This is a genomic window from Picosynechococcus sp. PCC 11901, assembly GCF_005577135.1.
GTDB lineage: Bacteria > Cyanobacteriota > Cyanobacteriia > Cyanobacteriales > MRBY01 > MRBY01.
The window spans coordinates 2,472,756-2,491,202 of sequence record NZ_CP040360.1 but is presented as its reverse complement, the minus strand read 5'-3'; the positions used below and the strand labels follow the sequence as shown (position 1 = coordinate 2,491,202).

Below are 18,447 nucleotides of genomic sequence, written 5' to 3'. Positions count from 1 at the left end.
GTTCACAGTTGCTCATCATCACCCAACAGCTCTGAGCCAGAACTGCCCGTTAAAAACATGATATTTGCCCCTTTTAGTTTACGGCGGAGGTAGGTGTAGGGATTGCCATAATTCCCTTCCCAAGGGTTGACCCAAACTTCCGCTTCCAGGAGGGGGAAAATTCGCACCACTGTACGCGTTAATTCGTAGATATTATCGAATTTAAAATCTGGAAAGAGAATTTTTTCTCCTTTGCCCAAGAAACGCAGGGTGTCATATTGAGTGACGTGGAGTGCTTTGAGTTGGGGAATTTTGAGGGCGTAAACCTTGGGTTGGGGCAAGAATTGAAACCAAGGGCGGCCCCGCTTAAAGAGTTGAATTAAATAGGCTTCTAAATAAATAATTTGGTTCGCATCGGCATCTACTTTTAGATAGCGAGCGTAGGGCATCAGATAAAAGGGAAAAAAGATGAAAGTATAGATAAACAACCCCACGAGATAAACAGCATAGCGATAGCCCAAAAAATCAGAAATTGGCCATAAAATAATCGCGAGGGTTGGCACGAAGGCAAGGATTATCGCTGTGTTTTTATCAATGCCTTGTTTGAGCACGAGGTCAGAAGGACTGATGCTCTGGATTCTATAGACTCTTTTGTATAGGCCCATGGGGATTTATCTTTTGTGAGCGCCTGGCGAGGAAGAGTGGGAGAGTTGGCCCTGGCCTAGCCAAGGGAGATGCTTTTATCATACGCAGTTTTGATCGAGGAACCGATAGATCTGTCCGACTCTAATTTTACCGAGCAAGATGATTAAGTAACGCTTGACGCATGGTATCGACAGGAACCGGTTGACCAAGCCATTTTTCTAGGGCGATCGCCCCTTGCTGTACCAACATTTCGCTCCCGTCAATAATTGCTGCGCCCTGGGTCTGGGCTTGTTTAAGAAACTGGGTAGGAGAAGGCGTATAAATTAAATCGTAGGCGATCGCCCCTGGGGGAAGATTGGCCATTAATTCGTCACTGACTGGAGACGCATCGACCTGGGGAAACATCCCGATAGGTGTGGCATTGACCAGCAGTTGGGCCTGGGGAATTAGCCGTTGGCGATCGCCCCAAAGATGGGTTTGTACCTTGCCCGCCAGGGGCGTATTTTGCCAACTTTCGCTAAATTGCGCCAATTTTTCGGGATCACGCCCCAACACATGGATCTGCGGACAACCCAATTGATGACAACCGACCACCACTGCCCGCGCTGCGCCGCCATTACCGAGGATCACCGGGGTGACGTTCGACCAGTCCCGTTCCAACGCCTTCAGAGGAGCGACAAAGCCCGCCACATCTGTATTTGTCCCCTGCCAGCCGGTTGCCGTGCGCCAAACTGTGTTTACCGCGCCCACCAATTCAGCCTCCGGGGCGATCGCCTCTAGGTGCGCCATAATCGCCTGTTTGTGGGGAATGGTGATGCTAAATCCTTGGAGATCAATCGCCCAAAACCCATCCAGGGCCGTTTTTAGAGCCGCGCCTGCTACCGGAAACGCGAGATAAACATAATCCACTCCCAGTTCGGCGATCGCCGCATTGTGCATGATTGGCGAGAAAGAATGTTTAACGGGATCCCCAATCACACCAAGGAGTTTTGTTGTGCCAAGAATTTTCATGATTCACCTTAATTTTTAAAAGATTAGCCTTGCCTTAAAAATCGTTCTGAAACGTGTTTAAAACTCCTAATTTATTCAGAAATTTTCGTTAAATCTAAATGGTAATGGTAAAGGGCTACTGGTTTATTTTGCGCTTGAAAAAAGTCGGGATCACTGGAAGATAAATAAATTGCAGTTACTTGATTGGCTGTAACATGATCGGAGTCAAGCTGTTGATAATCCGTTGTTATTTCAACGCGATTCAGATAAATTTGCTCGCTACTTTGAAATTGCTGTTGGGTGAGTTCACTACTGAAAAACTGGTCGGGTTTAGGTTGAGCTTGGGCGCGGCCTGTGACGGTAGAAATCAGACGGCGATCGCCTTTTAAAATCGTTAATTGGCGGTTGGGATGCTGGGGATCAACTTCCACTTTTTGTACCGTTTTTTCGCCGAGGTAAGCCTGGGCAATTTCAGCACCATTAAAGGCGCGATCTGCCACAATCGCCGCAGTAGAACTTTGCTTCGGTAAAGATAAAGGTTGTACCAGAAAGTTCGTCCGGGGTTGGAACCGCACCCGAAACAGAAAAGGCTGACCAATTAATGTTTCGTTAGCGGCAAAGCCAGGTGTCACTAAATCCGGCGCGAGGGGAGCCACCTGGTCGATCAGGGTACTCGCGACCTGCCAGGTGCCCGCAAACCAATCAGGATAAATCAGATCTTCTCCAGTTTGCACCGGATTCAAGCTTGGTAAATCCTGCCACTGGGGATAATGATCAAGGCGATCGCCTAGGGATTCGGCCCAAACCGGACTCCACCCCAAAAACCAAATCAATAAACCCAGAACAAGCACTTTTCCCCAAATCTTGACCATTGCCCTAGACATTAAACCGAAATAACATCACATCCCCTTCCTGGACTAAGTATTCTTTTCCTTCCGCACGTACTAAGCCCTTTTCCTTAGCCGCAGGCATTGCCCCACAGTCCACCAAATCTTGATAGGCGACCGTTTCCGCCCGGATAAAGCCCCGTTCAAAGTCTGTGTGGATCACTCCGGCAGCCTGGGGTGCTTTCATGCCCACATGGATTGTCCAAGCGCGGGTTTCTTCTGGGCCAGTGGTGAAATAGGTGCGTAAACCCAACAGTTCATAGGTGGCGCGAATGAGAGATTGCAACCCCCCTTCTTCTACGCCGAGGGATTCGAGGAAATCTTTCTTTTCGGCGGCGTCTAATTCCACTAATTCTGCTTCTACTTGGGCCGAAACCACGACCACCTGGGCATTTTCCTGCTGGGCTAACTCCCTGACCTGTTCTACCCAAGCATTACCGTCGGCAAGATCTTCTTCGGAAACGTTGGTCGCATAGATTACAGGCTTACGGGTCAACAAACCAAGGGCTTTAATCGCCAGTTCTTCCTCTTCATCCAGTTCCACTTCCCGGGCCGGACGACCATCTTCGAGGACGGGCAAAATCTTTTCTAAAACGGCCACTTCCAACAGGGCTTCCTTGGCGCGGCTCTTGGCTTGTTTGCGGGCGCGGTCGAGACGTTTTTCCACCTGGGCCAAATCAGCGAGGATCAACTCTAGGCTAATCACTTCAATGTCGCGGATCGGGTCAACGGAACCGGACACATGGATAATGTCATCGTCGTCGAAACAGCGCACCACATGGACAATGGCATCTACTTCACGAATGTTAGCGAGGAACTGGTTTCCCAAACCTTCCCCTTGGCTCGCCCCTTTCACTAGGCCCGCAATATCGACAAATTCGATGCGGGTGGGCACAATTTTGGCGGATTTGGAAATGTCGGCGAGGACATCAAGACGCCCATCGGGAACCGCCACCACCCCCACATTGGGTTCGATGGTACAGAAAGGAAAGTTAGCCGCGTCTGCTTTGGCATTTTCGCAGAGGGCATTAAAGAGGGTGGATTTTCCAACGTTGGGCAGTCCGACGATTCCGGCTCGTAGCATGGGGCTTTATGTTGTAAATTCTTTGTTTTTGCTCGGTGGTCATTGTATCCCGAATCGCCAGAGTTTAATGGTTTTATCGGCGGCAGCGGTGGCAATAATCTGACTGTCTGGGGCAATGGCGATCGCCTTTATTTCACCACTGTGGGCGGCTAGTTCGACGAAAGGTTGTTCCTGACCCAGTTGCCAGAGGGAAAGGTTTCCTTGGCGATCGCCGCCAGCAAAAAAACGTTGACTAGGGGCGATCGCCAATTGGGTAAAGGGAATGACGGGCCGGAGAATTTTGGGTGTGTAATCAGAAGCGAGGGGCCAAATTTTGAGGGTCCGATCCGTGGCGATACTGATTAAAAATTGACCATCGGCACTGACTTGAAAATCAAGAATGTCTCCCTGATGTTCCGGGAGAGTTTGAACAGACTGGCCTTGTTCATAGCAAGTTAAACCATTTCCCTGGGCGAGCCAGAGCTGGTTTTTCGCCTGGGATGCTCGGATCAGTTGAGCACCCGATGCGGTAAAAGTGTAGAGAATTTTTTGTGTCGTTAAATCCCAGACAACGATTTCCTGATCGGCCCCCAAAGTGGCTAATTGCCCTGTTTTTTCCCAGCAAGCAAGCCCCTGAATCCAAGTCGATCTTCCCTGGAGACAAGCGGTCTGTTCTCCCTGTTGCCAATTCCAGAGGCGAATGGTGTAGTCCCAACTGCCAGAAATGAGGCGATCGCCCCAGAAGGCCAACCCAGAAATAATTCCCCGGTGCCCCCGCAAACAACGAGACTCCCGGCGGCGGTCTACATCCCAGAGGCGAATCGTTTGATCCGCGGCAGCACTGGCAAGGAACTGACCATCTGGAGCAAACTGTAGGGCGGTGATATAGGCGTGGTGGCCCGTAAAGGTGCGAAAACAATACCATTGGGGCACGGGGCTGGGTTCAATTAGGGAAATAATTTGAGGCGGTTCGGGGGCGACTCGCGGTATCGGTTTTGGGGTGACTGATCTAGCGGTTGGAAAAAGTTGATCGAAGATCGCCTGGGCAGATTGGGGGCGATCGCCAACGGCTTCAGCCAGCATTTGATCCAGTAAGTGGCCCAGATTATTGCTAATCGGTGTGGTGAGATAATCCCGCCAGACCCAGCGATTTTCTCGCACACTGTAGAGATCAAAGGGATGAATTGAGGTGAGCAGTTCCAGACAGATCACCCCCAGGCTGTAAAGATCGCTGCCAGGATAACTTTGGCCCCGCAATTGCTCTGGGGCGGTATAAATCCCCGAACCGATTAGGGTGCCGGGTTCCGCGCTGGCCATTTTTGAGGTTACCTTTGCCGCCGTAAAATCGACGATCGCCCAATGCTGTGCTGGGGTAAATAGAAGATTATCCGGATTCAGATCCCGGTGAATGAGCCCGTGGTCATGGATCAACTGCACTAAGGGGAGAATGTCTTGGAGAAACTCCCGTAATTTTGCCTCGGAGAATGGCCCCATAAGATCGAGCCGCTGCCGTAAACTTTCCCCAGCAATTTTTTCAAACACAAGGGTCGGTGGAATCGTGATTTGATGCCAATGTTCCGGTAAAAATAGCCCTAAAACCGTCGGAAATTCTGGGCGATCGCCTAACGTTTTTAACCGCGCCGCATTCTCCTGAAACGTTTCCACAAACTGCTGGGCCTGCACGCTCTGGGTCAGAAAAACTTGCTTAAGAATGCAATAACTTTCGGGAAAAGTGCCCCGGTCAATGCCCAAGAGGGTGCGTCCCTTGGTTCCTTGGTGCAGAACTTGCCGGACTATATAGCGATCGCCTAACACCAGGGGTTGACCACAGGCCATGCAAAATTTCCCCTGATCAGGGTTGCGGGGTTGGGAGCAAGTGGGATTCAGGCAAAGAATCATCAGTGGCGATCGCACAGAAACCTTTCCATTGTGGCAGGAAGCCATCGTTCCGTTAAAACTTTCCCAGTAAACTAACGGGGATAGTCACCAGTAATTTCCAAAGTAAAAATCGATTCCCTATTTTTCCGGAGATTTTTGTAGATCCCTTAGGTGCAATCTACAAGGCGATCGCCTCTAGGTTAGTATCTAACTAGATATAGTCAGGTAAGAAAAATGACTTCATTTTCGGTTTCTTCTGGCGATGCGGTAGCCCACAGTTTAGAGAATCTTCAGACTTGGAAATTAGAAGACGCCAAAGCCCGGTTTAGTGAGGTGGTGCGTCTAGCGCGGGATGCTGATCCACAACTGGTCACAGTACGAGGAAAAGATGCAGTTGTTATCCTCGCTGCGGATCAATTCGCTAAACTTTTACCTTTATTGAAACAACCCAATATTCACGAACTACTTTCTCAATCCCCTTTGAATAGCCTGGATTTTGAGTCGTCGGGTGTTCAGAGTCCCGTTAGAGAAGTGGAGCTATGAAGGGCTGGTTACTGGATACAAACGTGATCTCAGAGTAGAAGATTTTGAGAAAGCGGAAGTGCCTGTGTTTAACCCATTTCTGCCTGCCGCATGAAGCTATTGGTAAAGGAGGGTAATGCTCCATACATACATTGAGGCGATCGCCAACAAAAAATTAGCACTGCCATTATCTTGCGGGATAATTTCAGTGCTGCTGCCAAATTTTGCATCATTTGTACATTGTCTTACTTCTGAAGATTGAAGAAGCTATTGGGATAGCCCGCTAGTTTACCGGAAATCTTCGTACCGCCATTTTGGAGGGTGCCTTCGAGGACGACAGTTTGCCCAGAAAAACCATTGAGCTGAATGGTGACATTACTCCCTTGAAGTGAAGCCGAAGCGGTTCCTTGTTGCATCACACCCTGGCCACCGTAAAGCTTCCAGGAACCATTTCCCCCAGGGGACAACGTCACATCAAAGTTAGTTAAAACATCATCGCCAACACTGCCCATATTCCCCTGCCAAAGACCAACGAGAGAAACGGGAGCAGCCAGATCGAACTGGGGTTGAAAAATATTTTGGGCGGGAATCGGTCGCAGATCAAAGGTTTGGGATTGTCTAGATTGACTAATTTGAGTCAGGGGCTTGGATCGGAGCAATGGTGAAGCATTCGCTGCGTTGAGCATGAAGCCAGTAGTTAAAGAAAGGGTACCGAGGGTTGCGAAAGAAAGGGCTTTGAAAGAAATAGTCATTGGTTTTTCTCCACTTAAAAAAACAGAACTGATGGTGAATATCTGCACTTTTGTAGTGAATCAAACAAATTACTGATGCAGTGGCTCGACAAGATGACTTGAATTTTTTTCCATTACAGTTGAGTCAATTTTGTTGTGAATTTGAAAAGGCGATCGCCGCTGCCCAGATGTGGAGATAATCTGCGGCCCGTCGCCAAGATCCCTGGGATTGGGTCACAATTTCCGCCGCCTTTTCTGGGGAAAGAATTAAAGGGCAAGTCTGATCCGGGATGGTGGCCGCCGCAATTTTGAACGCGGCCCAGGCTTGCAAAGTGGGTATGTCGAGAGAGGGAAGCTGAATCGTTGTTGTTTTTAGCCCCACCAGTTTCGCCCAAAAACTAATGTCCACATGACTACCAACCACCACCGTCCCCCGCCGGAAACGCACCCGGAGCAGTCCCCACAAAAATAACCCCAAGGGCAGGCGATCTACTTCATCCCAATAGGCGATCGCCCCCGTTTTTAGCCATTGCCAGCGCTGGAGATAATTGGGCGGCACATAGCAATAATCACCCCCCGTCTGCGATCGCCAATAGTGCAGATGGGCCGTTTTCCCAAACCCCTTTTCCCCCAGAATTTGCACAAATTGATTTCCCCCTGGCAAGGGCGCTTCAGAATAACCACGATCCAGCCAAAACGCGACCATCTGCGCCAGTTGTTCCGTGCCGATAAAGGGATTGTGCCGTAAACCGATGGCCTGGTAAGGATTTGTCGCCATGCCTAAGCCAATACCTGAAAAGAAGCTACCGCTGTATCTTTGTCGCTAAACAAGCCTGGAAACGTGATCCGCACTTCCACAGACCACATCAACCGAAACAAAAAGCCATCGTAGGAAATAGGCGCATCCAACGGAATCTCAAACGTAAAAGGATGGTTTCGCCCCATGAGATTCAGCACCATATTTGGGTCAAGGATTTGGGAACTGACCCGGTGGCGATCGCCTTTGCCTCGGCCTTCCGTTGACCACAGGATAGAAACCGTCGCTTTTTTCGGGCAACGTTCCGTATCTTCTGGCTGCCAGACAAAATCACCCGATAATCTCTCTCCCAAACTGACTGCATCACGGTCGAGATGTAGCATAATGGGCGTTTTCAGCGTTGTCATGGTCTACTCACCACCCTTAATTTAAAAAAAGATGTATCCCGCACAACCTGGGGCAAATGGCAATGCACCTGAAGTTCCCAGCGCAGTTGATTGTGGGGCGGCGCGTAGATGCTCGGCTTGGCATCGGCGGGAATGGTCAGATCGATTGTGTATTCCAGTTGCTTGACTCCTCGACCAATGGCGCGCTCCAAACAAGCCTGGGTTGAAAGCCCGTGGGTCACAGTTTCGAGGTCTGTGCCGCGATAATATTGCACCCATTCATAATGCAGCCAAGTGGCAGATACAAGGGCGGTTTGGGTTGTTTGCCCGTTACGCAAGGGGCGGAGATAGCGCACCCGATAGGTTTCCCCAGCATAGAGCGGATAGGTCGGTAAAATCAGTACCCCAGTTTTGATTCGATATTTTTGGTAGAGGAGTCGCCCAACCCAAATCAGTCCGCCCACACCAATGGCCACAAAGGGAATTAGGAACAGCAACATAAATATGGATCCTAATGTTGGGCCTTGGAATATCTGTACTAAGGCGATCGCAAACATCGTAAAAGAAACCCCACACCAAATCCCCAGCCACACCGTAATAAAAAGACCCGCACAGCCCATCGCTGCCCAGCTTCTCGATTGGGGAGATTCTGCTGAGAGCACATAACCTTCTGGGGTCGATTTTGGTTCCCAATATTGGGCGTAGGGGCAATACTCTTGCTTCGGGATTTTGAGATTGGCCATGGGCGATCGCCTTAAGTTGCCCACCATTTTCCCTGGAATTTTGCCGGGTGTCGCCAAAAATAGATAAACCTTATCAGCCGATGGCAATTTGTCGAAATACTACGTGCTGAGCCATCCCCCGGCGTATCCCTTCCATAATGAAAGGTAGTTAGATTAACGACGAAAATCTCCTAGAAATGTGATGACTGCTGCCGCAACGACCCAAAACAAAGGCATTCCAAAATTTCTTAAAATTGCGCTGCCCATCGTGCTGGTGGGGGGATTGGGCGTTGGTCTGGTGAACTATTTCCTCCGTCCAGAACCCACCCAAGGCATCGAACTCAGCGGCAGAATCGAAGGCTATGAAACGAATATTAGCGCCAAGGTGGGCGGGAAAATAGAGGCGATCGCCGTGCGGGAAGGAGATACGGTACAAAAAGGGCAAGTCCTTATCACCCTCGACAGTGCGGAATTACAAGCATCCCTTGATGGTGCCCAGGCAAGAATTAACGCTGCCCAGCAACAGGTCAGCCAAGCCCAACTGCAAATTACCGTCATTGAAAATCAGATCACCGAAGCCCAACTCACCCAACAGCAGGCCCAGGATGACACCGTCGGACGGGTGAATGCCGCCCAAGCCAATGTTGCCGCTGCGAAAGCCCAACTCGCCCAGGCCCAAGCTCAGGTCAAACAACTCGAAGCAGAACTCGCCCTTGCCAAAGCCGATGGCGATCGCTTTCAGGAATTGTACGCATCCGGTGTGGTGTCCAAGCAGCGCTTAGAACAGGCCCAAACCCAATATTTATCGACGAAGGAAAACCTCGATGCCCGCCGTGCCGTGGTGGCTGCCGCCGCTGAACAGGTGAAAACCGCCGAAGGAAATCTCACCCAAACCCAAGCCAGCCAGTTCAATCCAGATATTCGTGCTGTACAGGTGCAACGGTTGCAAACCCAACTCGCCCAAGCCCAAACCCAACTCAATGCCGCCCAAGCCCAAGTGCAAAATGCCCAAGCCAATTACAACGAAATTGCCGCGAAACTCAAGGATTTAGAATTGGTCAGTCCCATCGATGGGGTGGTGTTAACGCGCACCGCCGAACCGGGAGAAGTGGTGGCAACGGGCAAAACCCTGTTAACGCTGGTGAATTTGGGGGATGTGTATCTACGGGGTTTTATTCCTGAAAAGGAAGTGGGGTCAATTCAGATCGGGCAAAGGGCAGCGGTGTTTTTGGACTCTGCGCCGGAGGAACCTTTACGGGCAACGGTGGCGGCAATTGATACGGAGGCTTCCTTTACGCCGGAAAATATTTATTTTCGGGATGATCGGGTGACCCAGGTGTTTGGGCTGAAATTGCAGATTGAAAATGAAGCGGGTTTTGCGAAACCGGGAATGCCTGCGGATGCGACGATTTTGACGGATGCGACCCAAAATGTGCAGCGATAGCGATGATGACAGCGACGAGCAATCATTCAACTTTTAGCAACGGGTTACGCTACGGGGAAACGACGATTCAGGTGGCGGGACTGCGAAAAGATTACGGCGCGGTGCGGGCGGTGCGGGGCATTGATTTTTCGGTGAAAGCGGGGGAAATTTTTGGGCTGATTGGGCCGGATGGGGCGGGGAAAACGAGTACGTTTCAGATTTTGGCGGGGGTGATGGGGGCCACGGCGGGAACGGTAGCCATGCTCGGCAAAACACCGCAGGAGTGCCGCTTGGATGTGGGCTATTTAACGCAACAGTTTTCGCTGTATTTGGATCTGAGTATTCTGGAAAATTTGCGCTATGTGGCGGGCTTACGGAATGTGCCAGAGCGGATATTTGGCGATCGCCATCGGTATTTACTGAAATTGATGAATTTGGATCAGTTTCCAAATCGGTTGGCGCGGCAGTTGTCGGGGGGGATGAAACAGAAGCTGGCGTTATGTTGTGCGTTGATTGCCCAGCCGAAAATTTTGTTGCTCGATGAGCCGACGACAGGGGTTGATCCGGTGTCGCGGCGGGAGTTTTGGGATTTGCTGGCGGGGATTGCGGCCCAGGGGGTGACCATTGTCACGGCAACGCCCTATCTGGATGAGGCGGAACGCTGTCATCGCCTCGCCCTGATTTATGAGGGGGAAATTCAGCAGCTTGGCACACTGGGGGAATTGCAACGAAATTTAGGGTTACATCGCTTGGAATTGCGGGCGACTCCCCTAACCGCAGCGGAAAAATTGTTACGCAACCAAGCGCCGGAAACGGTGATCGATGTGCAATCCTTTGGCGATCGCCTCGACATTTTGACCCCCGACGTTGACCAAGCCCAGTGGGATATTACGCAAACCCTAGCCGCTGCGAACATTCAGGTGCAAAGTTTAGAGGCGAATGAACCGACCCTCGAAAATGTCTTTGTGAATCATTTGCGCCAGCAAGGGGCGGATCCAGTTTATAAGGCGTTTCCCTATTACCGCAAACGGGGAAATGCCAACCCAAAAGCCCCAAAACTCGCCATTTCTGCCCAACAACTGCAAAAAACCTTTGGCGAATTTCAGGCGGTAAAAAATGTCACCTTCGATGTCCACTACGGTGAAATTTATGGACTCCTCGGCGCAAACGGCGCGGGCAAAACCACCACCATTAAAATGATCTGCGGTCTGTTACCCGCGACGGCAGGGGTGATGCAACTGGCAGGAGAAACGGAAAAACTCCACCGTGCCGCAGTGCGATCGCGCCTTGGATATATGAGCCAAAAATTTACCCTGTACGATGACCTGAGCATTCAGCAAAATTTGGAATTTTATTGCGGGGTGTATGGCATTCCGCGACAATTGCGACGGGAAAAAATTGCTTGGGTGTTGGAAACCTGTGGGTTACTCGGTCGGGAAAAAATCACAACGGGCAGTTTACCGGGGGGCTGGAAACAGCGGGTGGCCTTTGGCGCGTCGGTGATGCACGAGCCGGATATTTTATTTCTCGATGAGCCGACTTCGGGGGTGGATCCGGTGGCGCGACGGCAGTTTTGGCGCTTAATTCGGGATTTTGCGCGGCAGGGGACGGCGATCCTCGTCACGACCCACTATTTAGAGGAGGCAGAAAACTGTAATCGGATGGCATTTATGGTAGCGGGGGAGATCGTGGCACAGGGTTCCCCCACGGAAATTAAGGCGGCGCAACCGGGGCAATTGATCGAGCTTTGTACCAACCAAATTCAGCACAGTTCGGATTTACTCAAGGAAAAATTAGCCCATTGGCGGGTCTCGATTTTTGGCGATCGCCTGCACCTCGTTTTAGATAATCCCGCCCAAGACTTAAATTTTGTCCAGCAAACCTTACAGCAAGCAGGGATTGAAATTTATAGCCAGCGCCCCATTCCCTTTACCCTCGAAGATGCTTTTATCGGCACAGTCCAACGGGCGGAGGATCTACGTTAAATAATGAGCATCAAACGAATTTTGTCCCAAGCGAAAAAGGAACTGGCGCAATTTAGCCGCGATCGCCTCACGGTGGCTTTAGCGTTGGTGCTGCCCTTGGGAATGCTGTTAATTTATGGCTATGCGATCCGGTTAGAAACGAAAAATATTTCCCTTAGCATTCAGGATTTCGACAATTCGCCCCTGAGCCGCAGCTATGTGGAACGGCTCTTTGCCACCAATCAATTTATTCCCACACCCCTCGCTGGAACTTCGCCGTTATCCTCACTGGATCGGGGCACAGCCAAGGCGACCATCGTCATTCCCCCGACTTTTGCGGCAGATGTGGCGGCGGGAAATGCCAAGGTGCAAGCCCTGATCGACGGCACCGATGTGAATAATGCGCGGGTGATCCAAAACAGTGTGCGGGCGGTAACCAACTTTTTTATCCAAACCCTGCCCAATGCCCAGCGTCCCGAAGGCATTCAAGCACGGGTGCGAATTTGGTTTAATCCGGGTCGAGAGGAAGCCCTATATATTGTGCCGGGGATTTTTGGGGTGGTGTTTTGGGTGTTTCCTTCGATGCTGGCCGCTATTGCAGTCGTGCGGGAAAAGGAACAGGGAACCGCTGTGCAGGTGTATGCCTCCGATCTCAGTGCTACGGAATGGCTGTTAGGGAAAGGATTGGCGTACTGGCTGGTGGCGATCGCCGAAACCCTTGTTGTGATGACCATCTCCTTTGTGTTGTTCCATATCCGCCTCCAAACCAGTCCCCTGCCATTGATTATCGGCACAGGTATTTACCTCGCGGCGGCGGTGTCCTTCGGGTTATTTATCGGTGCACGGGGCGGAAACCAAAATGCCGCCGTCCAAGGCACGGCGATCGCCGGATTTTTAACCTCATTTCTACTCTCTGGATTTATTTATCGCTTAGAAAATATTCCCTTTCCCTTATCATTAATCTCCAATATTATTCCCGCTCGCTATTATATTTTGCTGACCCGTGATGCCTTTGTGCGGGGTGGTGGTTGGCGCAGTATTTGGTATGTGCCCATTGTGGTTGGGATTATTGGTTTAATCCTGTTTAAGGCTGCCACAAAAATCATGGAAAATATGCAGATATCGGACTAAATATTGATGTATGAAAATTAATTTACTACAAGGCTTTTTTGATGGTCGTTTCTGGGCATTAACCCTCAAGGAAATTCGCCAAATCCTCAAAAATCGCCAATCTATTTTTCTGTTAATTTTTCCGCCGACGATTCAATTATTAGTTTTTGGTTTAGCCCTCAGCCCCAATGTCGATCACCTCAGTTTAGGTTTAATCGATTACGCCAACTCTGCCCAAAGTCGTGAATTTGTTTCTGCCTTGACGGAAAATGACATCTTTCAAATTGAGTCAATCCCTAAAAATGAAGCTCAGTTACAGGAGCAAGTACGGAATGGTAAATTAACCGCCGGATTAATTATTCCGCCCAACTTTGATCGAGATTTAAACCAAGGCAATTCAACGGAAGTACAAGTTTTTATTGATGGGGTTGATGCCAATACTGCAGGCATTACAAATGGCTATATTAATCAAATTGTAAATCAATACACTCGCCAAAAAAATCCTGAATTTAAAATGCCCCCCGTCGAAACCCAAAGCCGTTTTTTATATAATCCGGGGTTAACCAGTAGTTGGTTCTTTGTACCGGGAGTGATTGGTTTAGTATTAACATTAACGGGTTCTCTGATTTCTTCAGTGACAGTGATTCGCGAAAAAGATGTGGGCACACTAGAGCAATTACTCATGACTCCGGCATCGGGCTGGGAAATTTTATTGGCAAAAATAATCCCCTTATTTATTCTTTTAATGGGGGATGTTTTAATTGCATCGGCGATGGGAAAATTTATCTTTCACTTGCCTTTTCGCGGCAATTTTTTGATTTTTTATGCCCTCTCTGGCCTGTATGTTTTTGTGAGTATCGGTTTAGGAATTTTACTGGCAACTCTGTCCCGCACTCAGCAACAGGTGGTCTTAACGTCATTCTTTTTTAATGCGCCAATTATCCAGCTTTCTGGGGCGATCGCCCCGATTGAGAGTATGCCGAAATTTTTCCAGATTCTCTCGTGGTTTGATCCGTTGCGCCATTATGTGGCGATCGCCCGCAGTCTCATCCTCAAAGGAGTGGCGATTGACTCCCTGTGGCCGAATATTGTGGTATTGCTAGGGTTTGCGATTATTTTGTTGTCGGTGAGTGTGCATCGTTTTCGGGCGCAGTTGAATTGAGGGCTGACCAACGTTTTTTCCAGTGACTCGTGGATTCTCGCTGGCTGGACTGTTGTTCGTCCCGTCGCCGTTGCAAAATTGTTGCTGCATCGTCCTGGAGGGTCGGATCGCGATAGGTGATCGCCGCATTGGTGAGAAGATGTTCCTGCTCCTGTTGGGAAAGGGGTGTTAGGTTATCGGGAATAAACCGGGCGAGGGTGCCGGGAGACTTTCGACCGACACCGGGGGTTTTGCCGAGCTGTAAACCTGCTGCCTGGAGAGCCACCCGCACCGCCGCCGCACAGGAATAGGTCGCCAAATAGCCGTCGGGGGCAAGGCATTGGGCCACTAAATCGAGAAATTCCACCGTCCAGAGCTGGGGACATTTTGGCGGTGAAAAGGGATCAAGAAAGATGGCATCGGCCTGGAAATCAGCTTGAATCACCCGTTGGATAGTTTGCCGTGCATCTCCTGTGAGCAATTGAGCTTTGAATAGACTTGTTTCGACCTGAAGATTTTCGCTCAATTCCCGGAGTAGGGAAACTACCGTTTTGGGATAGGCCGCCAGGACATTTTGCTGAATGCTCTCAAGGGCGATCGCCTGGTCTTTTTCTAGGGCAAATAAGGTGACTTGACAGTGGGGATTAACGCGCCAAATTTCCGTGAGGGCTGCTGCGGTATTATGACCCAAGCCGTAGCAAACATCTAAAAGCCGGAGTTGGGGTTGTTGGGCGAGTTCGGCGATCCGACAGGGCAGAAGAAATTTTTCCTCAGCCTCCCGTTTGGCCCCCACCTGGGAGTGAAAATGCTCCTGAAATTCCTCCGAGAAAAACGTATAGGAACCGTCGGCTGTTAACTGGGGCACCAAGCTAGACATCGTCACGATTGATTTTTTAACTATTCCGTCTCACCGTCGATGGTGGCGCGGATCCGTTGGGTGGCGGCTTCATGTTCTGCCAGGGTTTCACTGAAAACATGGGTACCGTCGTAGTTGGCCACGAAAAATAAAAAGTCCGTCGCTTCAGGATTGGACGTCGCCCGAAAACTGGCTAACCCCGGTGAGGCGATCGCCCCTGGTGGTAAACCTTCATTGAGATAGGTGTTGTAGGGATTGGGGGTGCGCACCTGCTCAAGGGTAAGGGGCTGTTCCTTCGTTTGGCGAATGCCGAGGCCATATTCCACCGTCGGGTCTGTTTCCAGGCGCATACCCTGTTCCAGGCGATTGACAAATACCCCGGCAATTAACGGCCGCTCCTCAGGGATTACCGCCTCTTTTTCCACAATGCTCGCTAGGGTTACCCATTCCGTGAGGGACAAATCCAAAGGCACCGTTTCGGCCTCATAGAGGGGCAAGACCACCGCCTCAAATTGGCCCAACATCTGCTCAATAACTGCTGGGGGGCTGGGTTGGGCGGTATCAAGAAAGTAGGTGTCGGGAAATAAAAAACCTTCTAAGGAGGTTAAATCTGCTGGCAACCAGGGAAATTGCTCGCGGGGGATGGTTTGGGTCGCCGCAATAAACTCCGTGGCCGGAAAAAAACCCAGGGCTTCAAAACGATTTGCCATCTGTTGGATCGTCCAACCTTCGGGAATCGTCACGCTCGTCTGCACCACCTCCCCCGACCAAATTTGCTGGGCGATCGCCGGGAGATCTTGGTTGGGCGGAAATTGATAGGTGCCCGCCTTGAGACTGCCGCCCCGATCCGTGAGCCTGAGCCACTTCACCCAGATCTGCCAGGCCTTGGGCGATTGGATTAAACCCAAAGCCGTTAAATCTTCGCCAATTTGGGCTGCGCCCGTACCGACCGGAATGTCGAGTTGTACCGCCTGGTCGGCATTTTCCCCAGGGGCGATCGCCCACCGCCACCAGGCCCAACTCTGCCAAAAGGCGATCGCCACTGTCAGGGCGAGGATCCCAGAAAACCAAGGAAAGCCCCGTTTTCGCTGTGCTAAGGGTTGCGTTTTGGGGGGCGCATTAGTCGGCATCTTGGAGCAGGAGCGTATCAACTAAACTCTGGATCATCGGATCCCCAGGTTCGAGGATCTCCATTTCTTCATCCTCGGTCACCTTCACAAAAATGGGAATCGGCTCTAGGGGCGTGTAGATGCTATACAGTTGGTCGAGGTGGTAGAAGCGTGCTAATTCCTGTAACTCTTCGGCCTCTAGCTCTTCGTCTTCAAAGTCATCATCTTCAATCTCTAAAGAGAGAATTTTATCCTCTTCCAGGGGGGGCAACTCACCACGGACGGTCATCACATGGGCTGTATCCTGGAGGATTAAATCATGTTCTGCCAGTACCGCCTTGGCATCGGGAAAAATTTCTGCAAGTTCCTCTGGATCTTCAACCAGTTCCGTTTCCGGTAAATCGCTCTCCTCGGCTTCATCTTCGTCCCAAGCGAGGATCACCACTGGCTGGTCTACTGGCATCAAAAAATAGTATTCAGTGCCATCCTGGGTAATTTCATTCTCAACGTAACAATCTAGCGATCGCCCCATGGCATCGGTGAGGGTAACGATGTCCTGAGCATCAAGCTCCCGTCCGGAATCAAAAGAAGGCGAAGACATAGACAGTGGCTGGCAAAAAAGGAACAGAAATAATTTCTCTCAGAATATCACGCAGTGGGCCAAAGTTTTGATTTGTACAGGCCCCCTAAACTCCCACTATGATGTTTTCAATGCGCCCATTGTGATCTGCCCATGTCCAAAGCCCCAATTACTGTCCAATCCGAGGTTACAGCCCCCCTCACAAAAACCGTCCAGGAGCAAGAATTTGAAGAGAAACGCCTCCAGGATATGTTGCTGCTCATTGAAACCATGTTTTTGCGGGAAGAGACCACGGTCAAACTGGTTTTAGAATGCCTCTACGACATTGGCTCGGTGAATTTAATCAACAAAAAAGTCCGCCGCCGCCCCCTCAATCGCTTGGCGAAATACATTGCCCGATTTTCTAAACCTATTTTTCGGATTTTGGCCTGGCGTTGGTTTATGAAAAATTGCCCGACTCTCCTGGTAAATTGGCTCCATGGGAAGGTGTCTAAATTCTAGTTTCTGAATTTGAGAAAAGATTTGATGCCGAACCAGTTAATTGCACGAATGTTCTAGCGGTCATTTAAAAGAGAAACAGGGGGACAGCCATGGCAGACAAAACAGTTTTAGTCACGGGGGGAGCGGGTTACATTGGCTCCCAGGCGGTATTGAGTCTGCAACGGCGCGGTTATCGGGTCATCGTGCTAGATAACTTGGTCTATGGTCACCAAGATTTAGTGGCGTCGGTGCTCAAAGCGGAATTAATCGTTGGGGACACAGGCGATCGCCCTTTGTTAGATCAAATATTTGCAGACCACAAAATCGATGCGGTGATGCACTTTGCGGCCTATGCCTATGTCGGGGAATCGGTCACAGCGCCCGCCAAATACTATCGCAATAACGTGGTCGGGACTTTAACACTCCTGGAGGCGATGATCGCAGCGGGAGTCACGCAGTTTGTCTTCTCTTCCACCTGTGCCACCTACGGCGAACCAAGCGAAATTCCCATCCCCGAAGCTCATCCCCAAAACCCGATCAACCCCTACGGCATGAGTAAGCTGATGGTGGAAAAAATGCTCTGGGATTTTGACCGGGCCTATGGGTTGCGGTCGGTGATGTTTCGTTATTTCAACGCCGCTGGGGCAGACCCAGAGGGCAACCTAGGAGAAGACCACAACCCCGAAACCCACTTGATCCCCCTGGTGCTCTTTGCGGCCCTCGGTCAACGGGAGCATATTTCAATTTTTGGTACCGATTATCCTACCCCCGACGGCACTTGCGTCCGGGATTATATCCATGTGAGTGACCTCGCCGATGCCCATGTTTTAGGTCTGGAATATTTACTGCAAGGGGGCGCTACCGATGCTTTTAACCTCGGCAATGGCAACGGTTTTTCGGTTAAAGAGGTAATTGAGGCTGCCCGCAAAATTACCGCCAAAGAGATCAAGGCGATCGCCACCGACCGTCGCCCCGGTGATCCCCCCAGCCTTGTGGGGAGCAGTGAAAAAGCCCGCACAGTTCTGGGTTGGCAACCCCAATATGCTGATCTAGAAACTATTTTGCAACACGCTTGGCACTGGCACCAACGGCGGCATGGTTAACCTAGCAGTCAGGAAAATTGGCGATCGCCCAGCAGAAACTCCCGAATTCTGAAAGAGAAAGGAACTCAACCAGATAAAATAAAAAGCCACTACCCCGCTTGTCCACTTTCTAAACTCAAGA

At 50.4% G+C, this 18,447-nt stretch carries 19 protein-coding genes; 7 read left to right on the top strand and 12 right to left on the bottom strand.

Annotation, left to right across the window (positions count from 1 at the left end; genetic code table 11):
• Positions 1-2 precede the first annotated feature (2 nt).
• From FEK30_RS12995 to FEK30_RS12975, 5 genes are all read right to left on the bottom strand, one after another.
• Positions 3-644 carry a hypothetical protein gene (locus FEK30_RS12995; RefSeq protein ID WP_012307343.1) on the bottom strand — a complete coding sequence of 214 codons (642 nt, stop codon included), beginning with the start codon at positions 642-644 and terminating at the stop codon, positions 3-5.
• Between the two features lie 127 nt (positions 645-771).
• Positions 772-1,635: a shikimate dehydrogenase gene (locus FEK30_RS12990; protein ID WP_138073419.1), complete on the bottom strand. Its 864-nt coding sequence runs from the start codon at positions 1,633-1,635 to the stop codon at positions 772-774.
• Between the two features lie 71 nt (positions 1,636-1,706).
• Complete coding sequence (locus tag FEK30_RS12985; protein WP_255447888.1) at positions 1,707-2,498, bottom strand: DUF6816 family protein; 792 nt, start codon at positions 2,496-2,498, stop codon at positions 1,707-1,709.
• Positions 2,491-3,585 (bottom strand): redox-regulated ATPase YchF, encoded by a 1,095-nt coding sequence (ychF, locus tag FEK30_RS12980; protein WP_062434581.1) that lies wholly within the window; start codon positions 3,583-3,585, stop codon positions 2,491-2,493. Before ychF ends, FEK30_RS12985 begins: the two co-directional genes overlap by 8 nt.
• Positions 3,586-3,624: 39 nt before the next feature.
• Positions 3,625-5,508, bottom strand: a complete 1,884-nt coding sequence (locus FEK30_RS12975; protein WP_255447887.1) for a WD40 repeat domain-containing serine/threonine-protein kinase — start codon at positions 5,506-5,508, stop codon at positions 3,625-3,627.
• A gap of 168 nt (positions 5,509-5,676) precedes the next feature.
• Here FEK30_RS12975 and FEK30_RS12970 point away from each other — a divergent pair, with 168 nt between their 5' ends.
• Positions 5,677-5,985: a type II toxin-antitoxin system prevent-host-death family antitoxin gene (locus FEK30_RS12970; RefSeq protein ID WP_138073417.1), complete on the top strand. Its 309-nt coding sequence runs from the start codon at positions 5,677-5,679 to the stop codon at positions 5,983-5,985.
• Between the two features lie 224 nt (positions 5,986-6,209).
• Here the strand turns inward: FEK30_RS12970 and FEK30_RS12965 are convergent, their stop codons facing one another.
• From FEK30_RS12965 to FEK30_RS12950, 4 genes are all read right to left on the bottom strand, one after another.
• Positions 6,210-6,716 carry a hypothetical protein gene (locus FEK30_RS12965; protein WP_138073416.1) on the bottom strand — a complete coding sequence of 169 codons (507 nt, stop codon included), beginning with the start codon at positions 6,714-6,716 and terminating at the stop codon, positions 6,210-6,212.
• Positions 6,717-6,840: 124 nt separating this feature from the next.
• Positions 6,841-7,473, bottom strand: a complete 633-nt coding sequence (locus tag FEK30_RS12960; protein ID WP_138073415.1) for a hypothetical protein — start codon at positions 7,471-7,473, stop codon at positions 6,841-6,843.
• A gap of 2 nt (positions 7,474-7,475) precedes the next feature.
• On the bottom strand, positions 7,476-7,859 hold the full coding sequence (locus FEK30_RS12955; RefSeq protein WP_138073414.1) for a hypothetical protein: 384 nt from the start codon (positions 7,857-7,859) through the stop codon (positions 7,476-7,478).
• Entirely contained in the window at positions 7,856-8,638 is a 783-nt protein-coding gene (locus FEK30_RS12950; RefSeq protein ID WP_138073413.1) for a hypothetical protein, read from the bottom strand. The genes FEK30_RS12955 and FEK30_RS12950 overlap by 4 nt, the downstream gene beginning before the upstream one ends.
• Positions 8,639-8,762: 124 nt before the next feature.
• Here FEK30_RS12950 and FEK30_RS12945 point away from each other — a divergent pair, with 124 nt between their 5' ends.
• Genes FEK30_RS12945 through FEK30_RS12930 form a run of 4 tightly spaced genes read left to right on the top strand, consistent with a single transcriptional unit; the run spans position 8,763 to position 14,219 of the window.
• Positions 8,763-10,004 (top strand): HlyD family secretion protein, encoded by a 1,242-nt coding sequence (locus FEK30_RS12945; protein ID WP_138073412.1) that lies wholly within the window; start codon positions 8,763-8,765, stop codon positions 10,002-10,004.
• Positions 10,005-10,006: 2 nt separating this feature from the next.
• Entirely contained in the window at positions 10,007-11,968 is a 1,962-nt protein-coding gene (locus FEK30_RS12940; RefSeq protein WP_255447886.1) for an ATP-binding cassette domain-containing protein, read from the top strand.
• Positions 11,969-11,971: 3 nt separating this feature from the next.
• The gene (locus FEK30_RS12935) at positions 11,972-13,078 is read left to right on the top strand and encodes an ABC transporter permease (RefSeq protein WP_138073411.1); all 1,107 of its coding nucleotides are present in this window, start codon (positions 11,972-11,974) and stop codon (positions 13,076-13,078) included.
• Between the two features lie 10 nt (positions 13,079-13,088).
• The gene (locus FEK30_RS12930; protein ID WP_138073410.1) at positions 13,089-14,219 is read left to right on the top strand and encodes an ABC transporter permease; all 1,131 of its coding nucleotides are present in this window, start codon (positions 13,089-13,091) and stop codon (positions 14,217-14,219) included.
• On the opposite strand, the gene FEK30_RS12925 is transcribed toward FEK30_RS12930, so the two are convergent.
• Genes FEK30_RS12925 through FEK30_RS12915 form a run of 3 tightly spaced genes read right to left on the bottom strand, consistent with a single transcriptional unit; the run spans position 14,170 to position 16,764 of the window.
• Positions 14,170-15,075 (bottom strand): tRNA (5-methylaminomethyl-2-thiouridine)(34)-methyltransferase MnmD, encoded by a 906-nt coding sequence (locus FEK30_RS12925; protein ID WP_138073409.1) that lies wholly within the window; start codon positions 15,073-15,075, stop codon positions 14,170-14,172. The two genes, FEK30_RS12930 and FEK30_RS12925, sit on opposite strands and share 50 nt — an antisense overlap.
• Positions 15,076-15,095: 20 nt before the next feature.
• Positions 15,096-16,184 (bottom strand): endolytic transglycosylase MltG, encoded by a 1,089-nt coding sequence (gene mltG / locus FEK30_RS12920; protein ID WP_255447885.1) that lies wholly within the window; start codon positions 16,182-16,184, stop codon positions 15,096-15,098.
• The gene (locus FEK30_RS12915) at positions 16,174-16,764 is read right to left on the bottom strand and encodes a DUF3727 domain-containing protein (protein ID WP_030007472.1); all 591 of its coding nucleotides are present in this window, start codon (positions 16,762-16,764) and stop codon (positions 16,174-16,176) included. The genes mltG and FEK30_RS12915 overlap by 11 nt, the downstream gene beginning before the upstream one ends.
• A gap of 132 nt (positions 16,765-16,896) precedes the next feature.
• Between FEK30_RS12915 and FEK30_RS12910 the strand changes: the two genes are divergently transcribed.
• Together FEK30_RS12910 and galE are read left to right on the top strand one after the other, a co-directional pair.
• Entirely contained in the window at positions 16,897-17,244 is a 348-nt protein-coding gene (locus FEK30_RS12910; protein ID WP_012307328.1) for a hypothetical protein, read from the top strand.
• An 89-nt stretch (positions 17,245-17,333) separates the two neighbouring features.
• Positions 17,334-18,326, top strand: coding sequence for a UDP-glucose 4-epimerase GalE (galE, locus tag FEK30_RS12905; protein WP_138073408.1), 993 nt, complete (start codon positions 17,334-17,336; stop codon positions 18,324-18,326).
• The last annotated feature ends 121 nt before the right edge of the window (positions 18,327-18,447 follow it).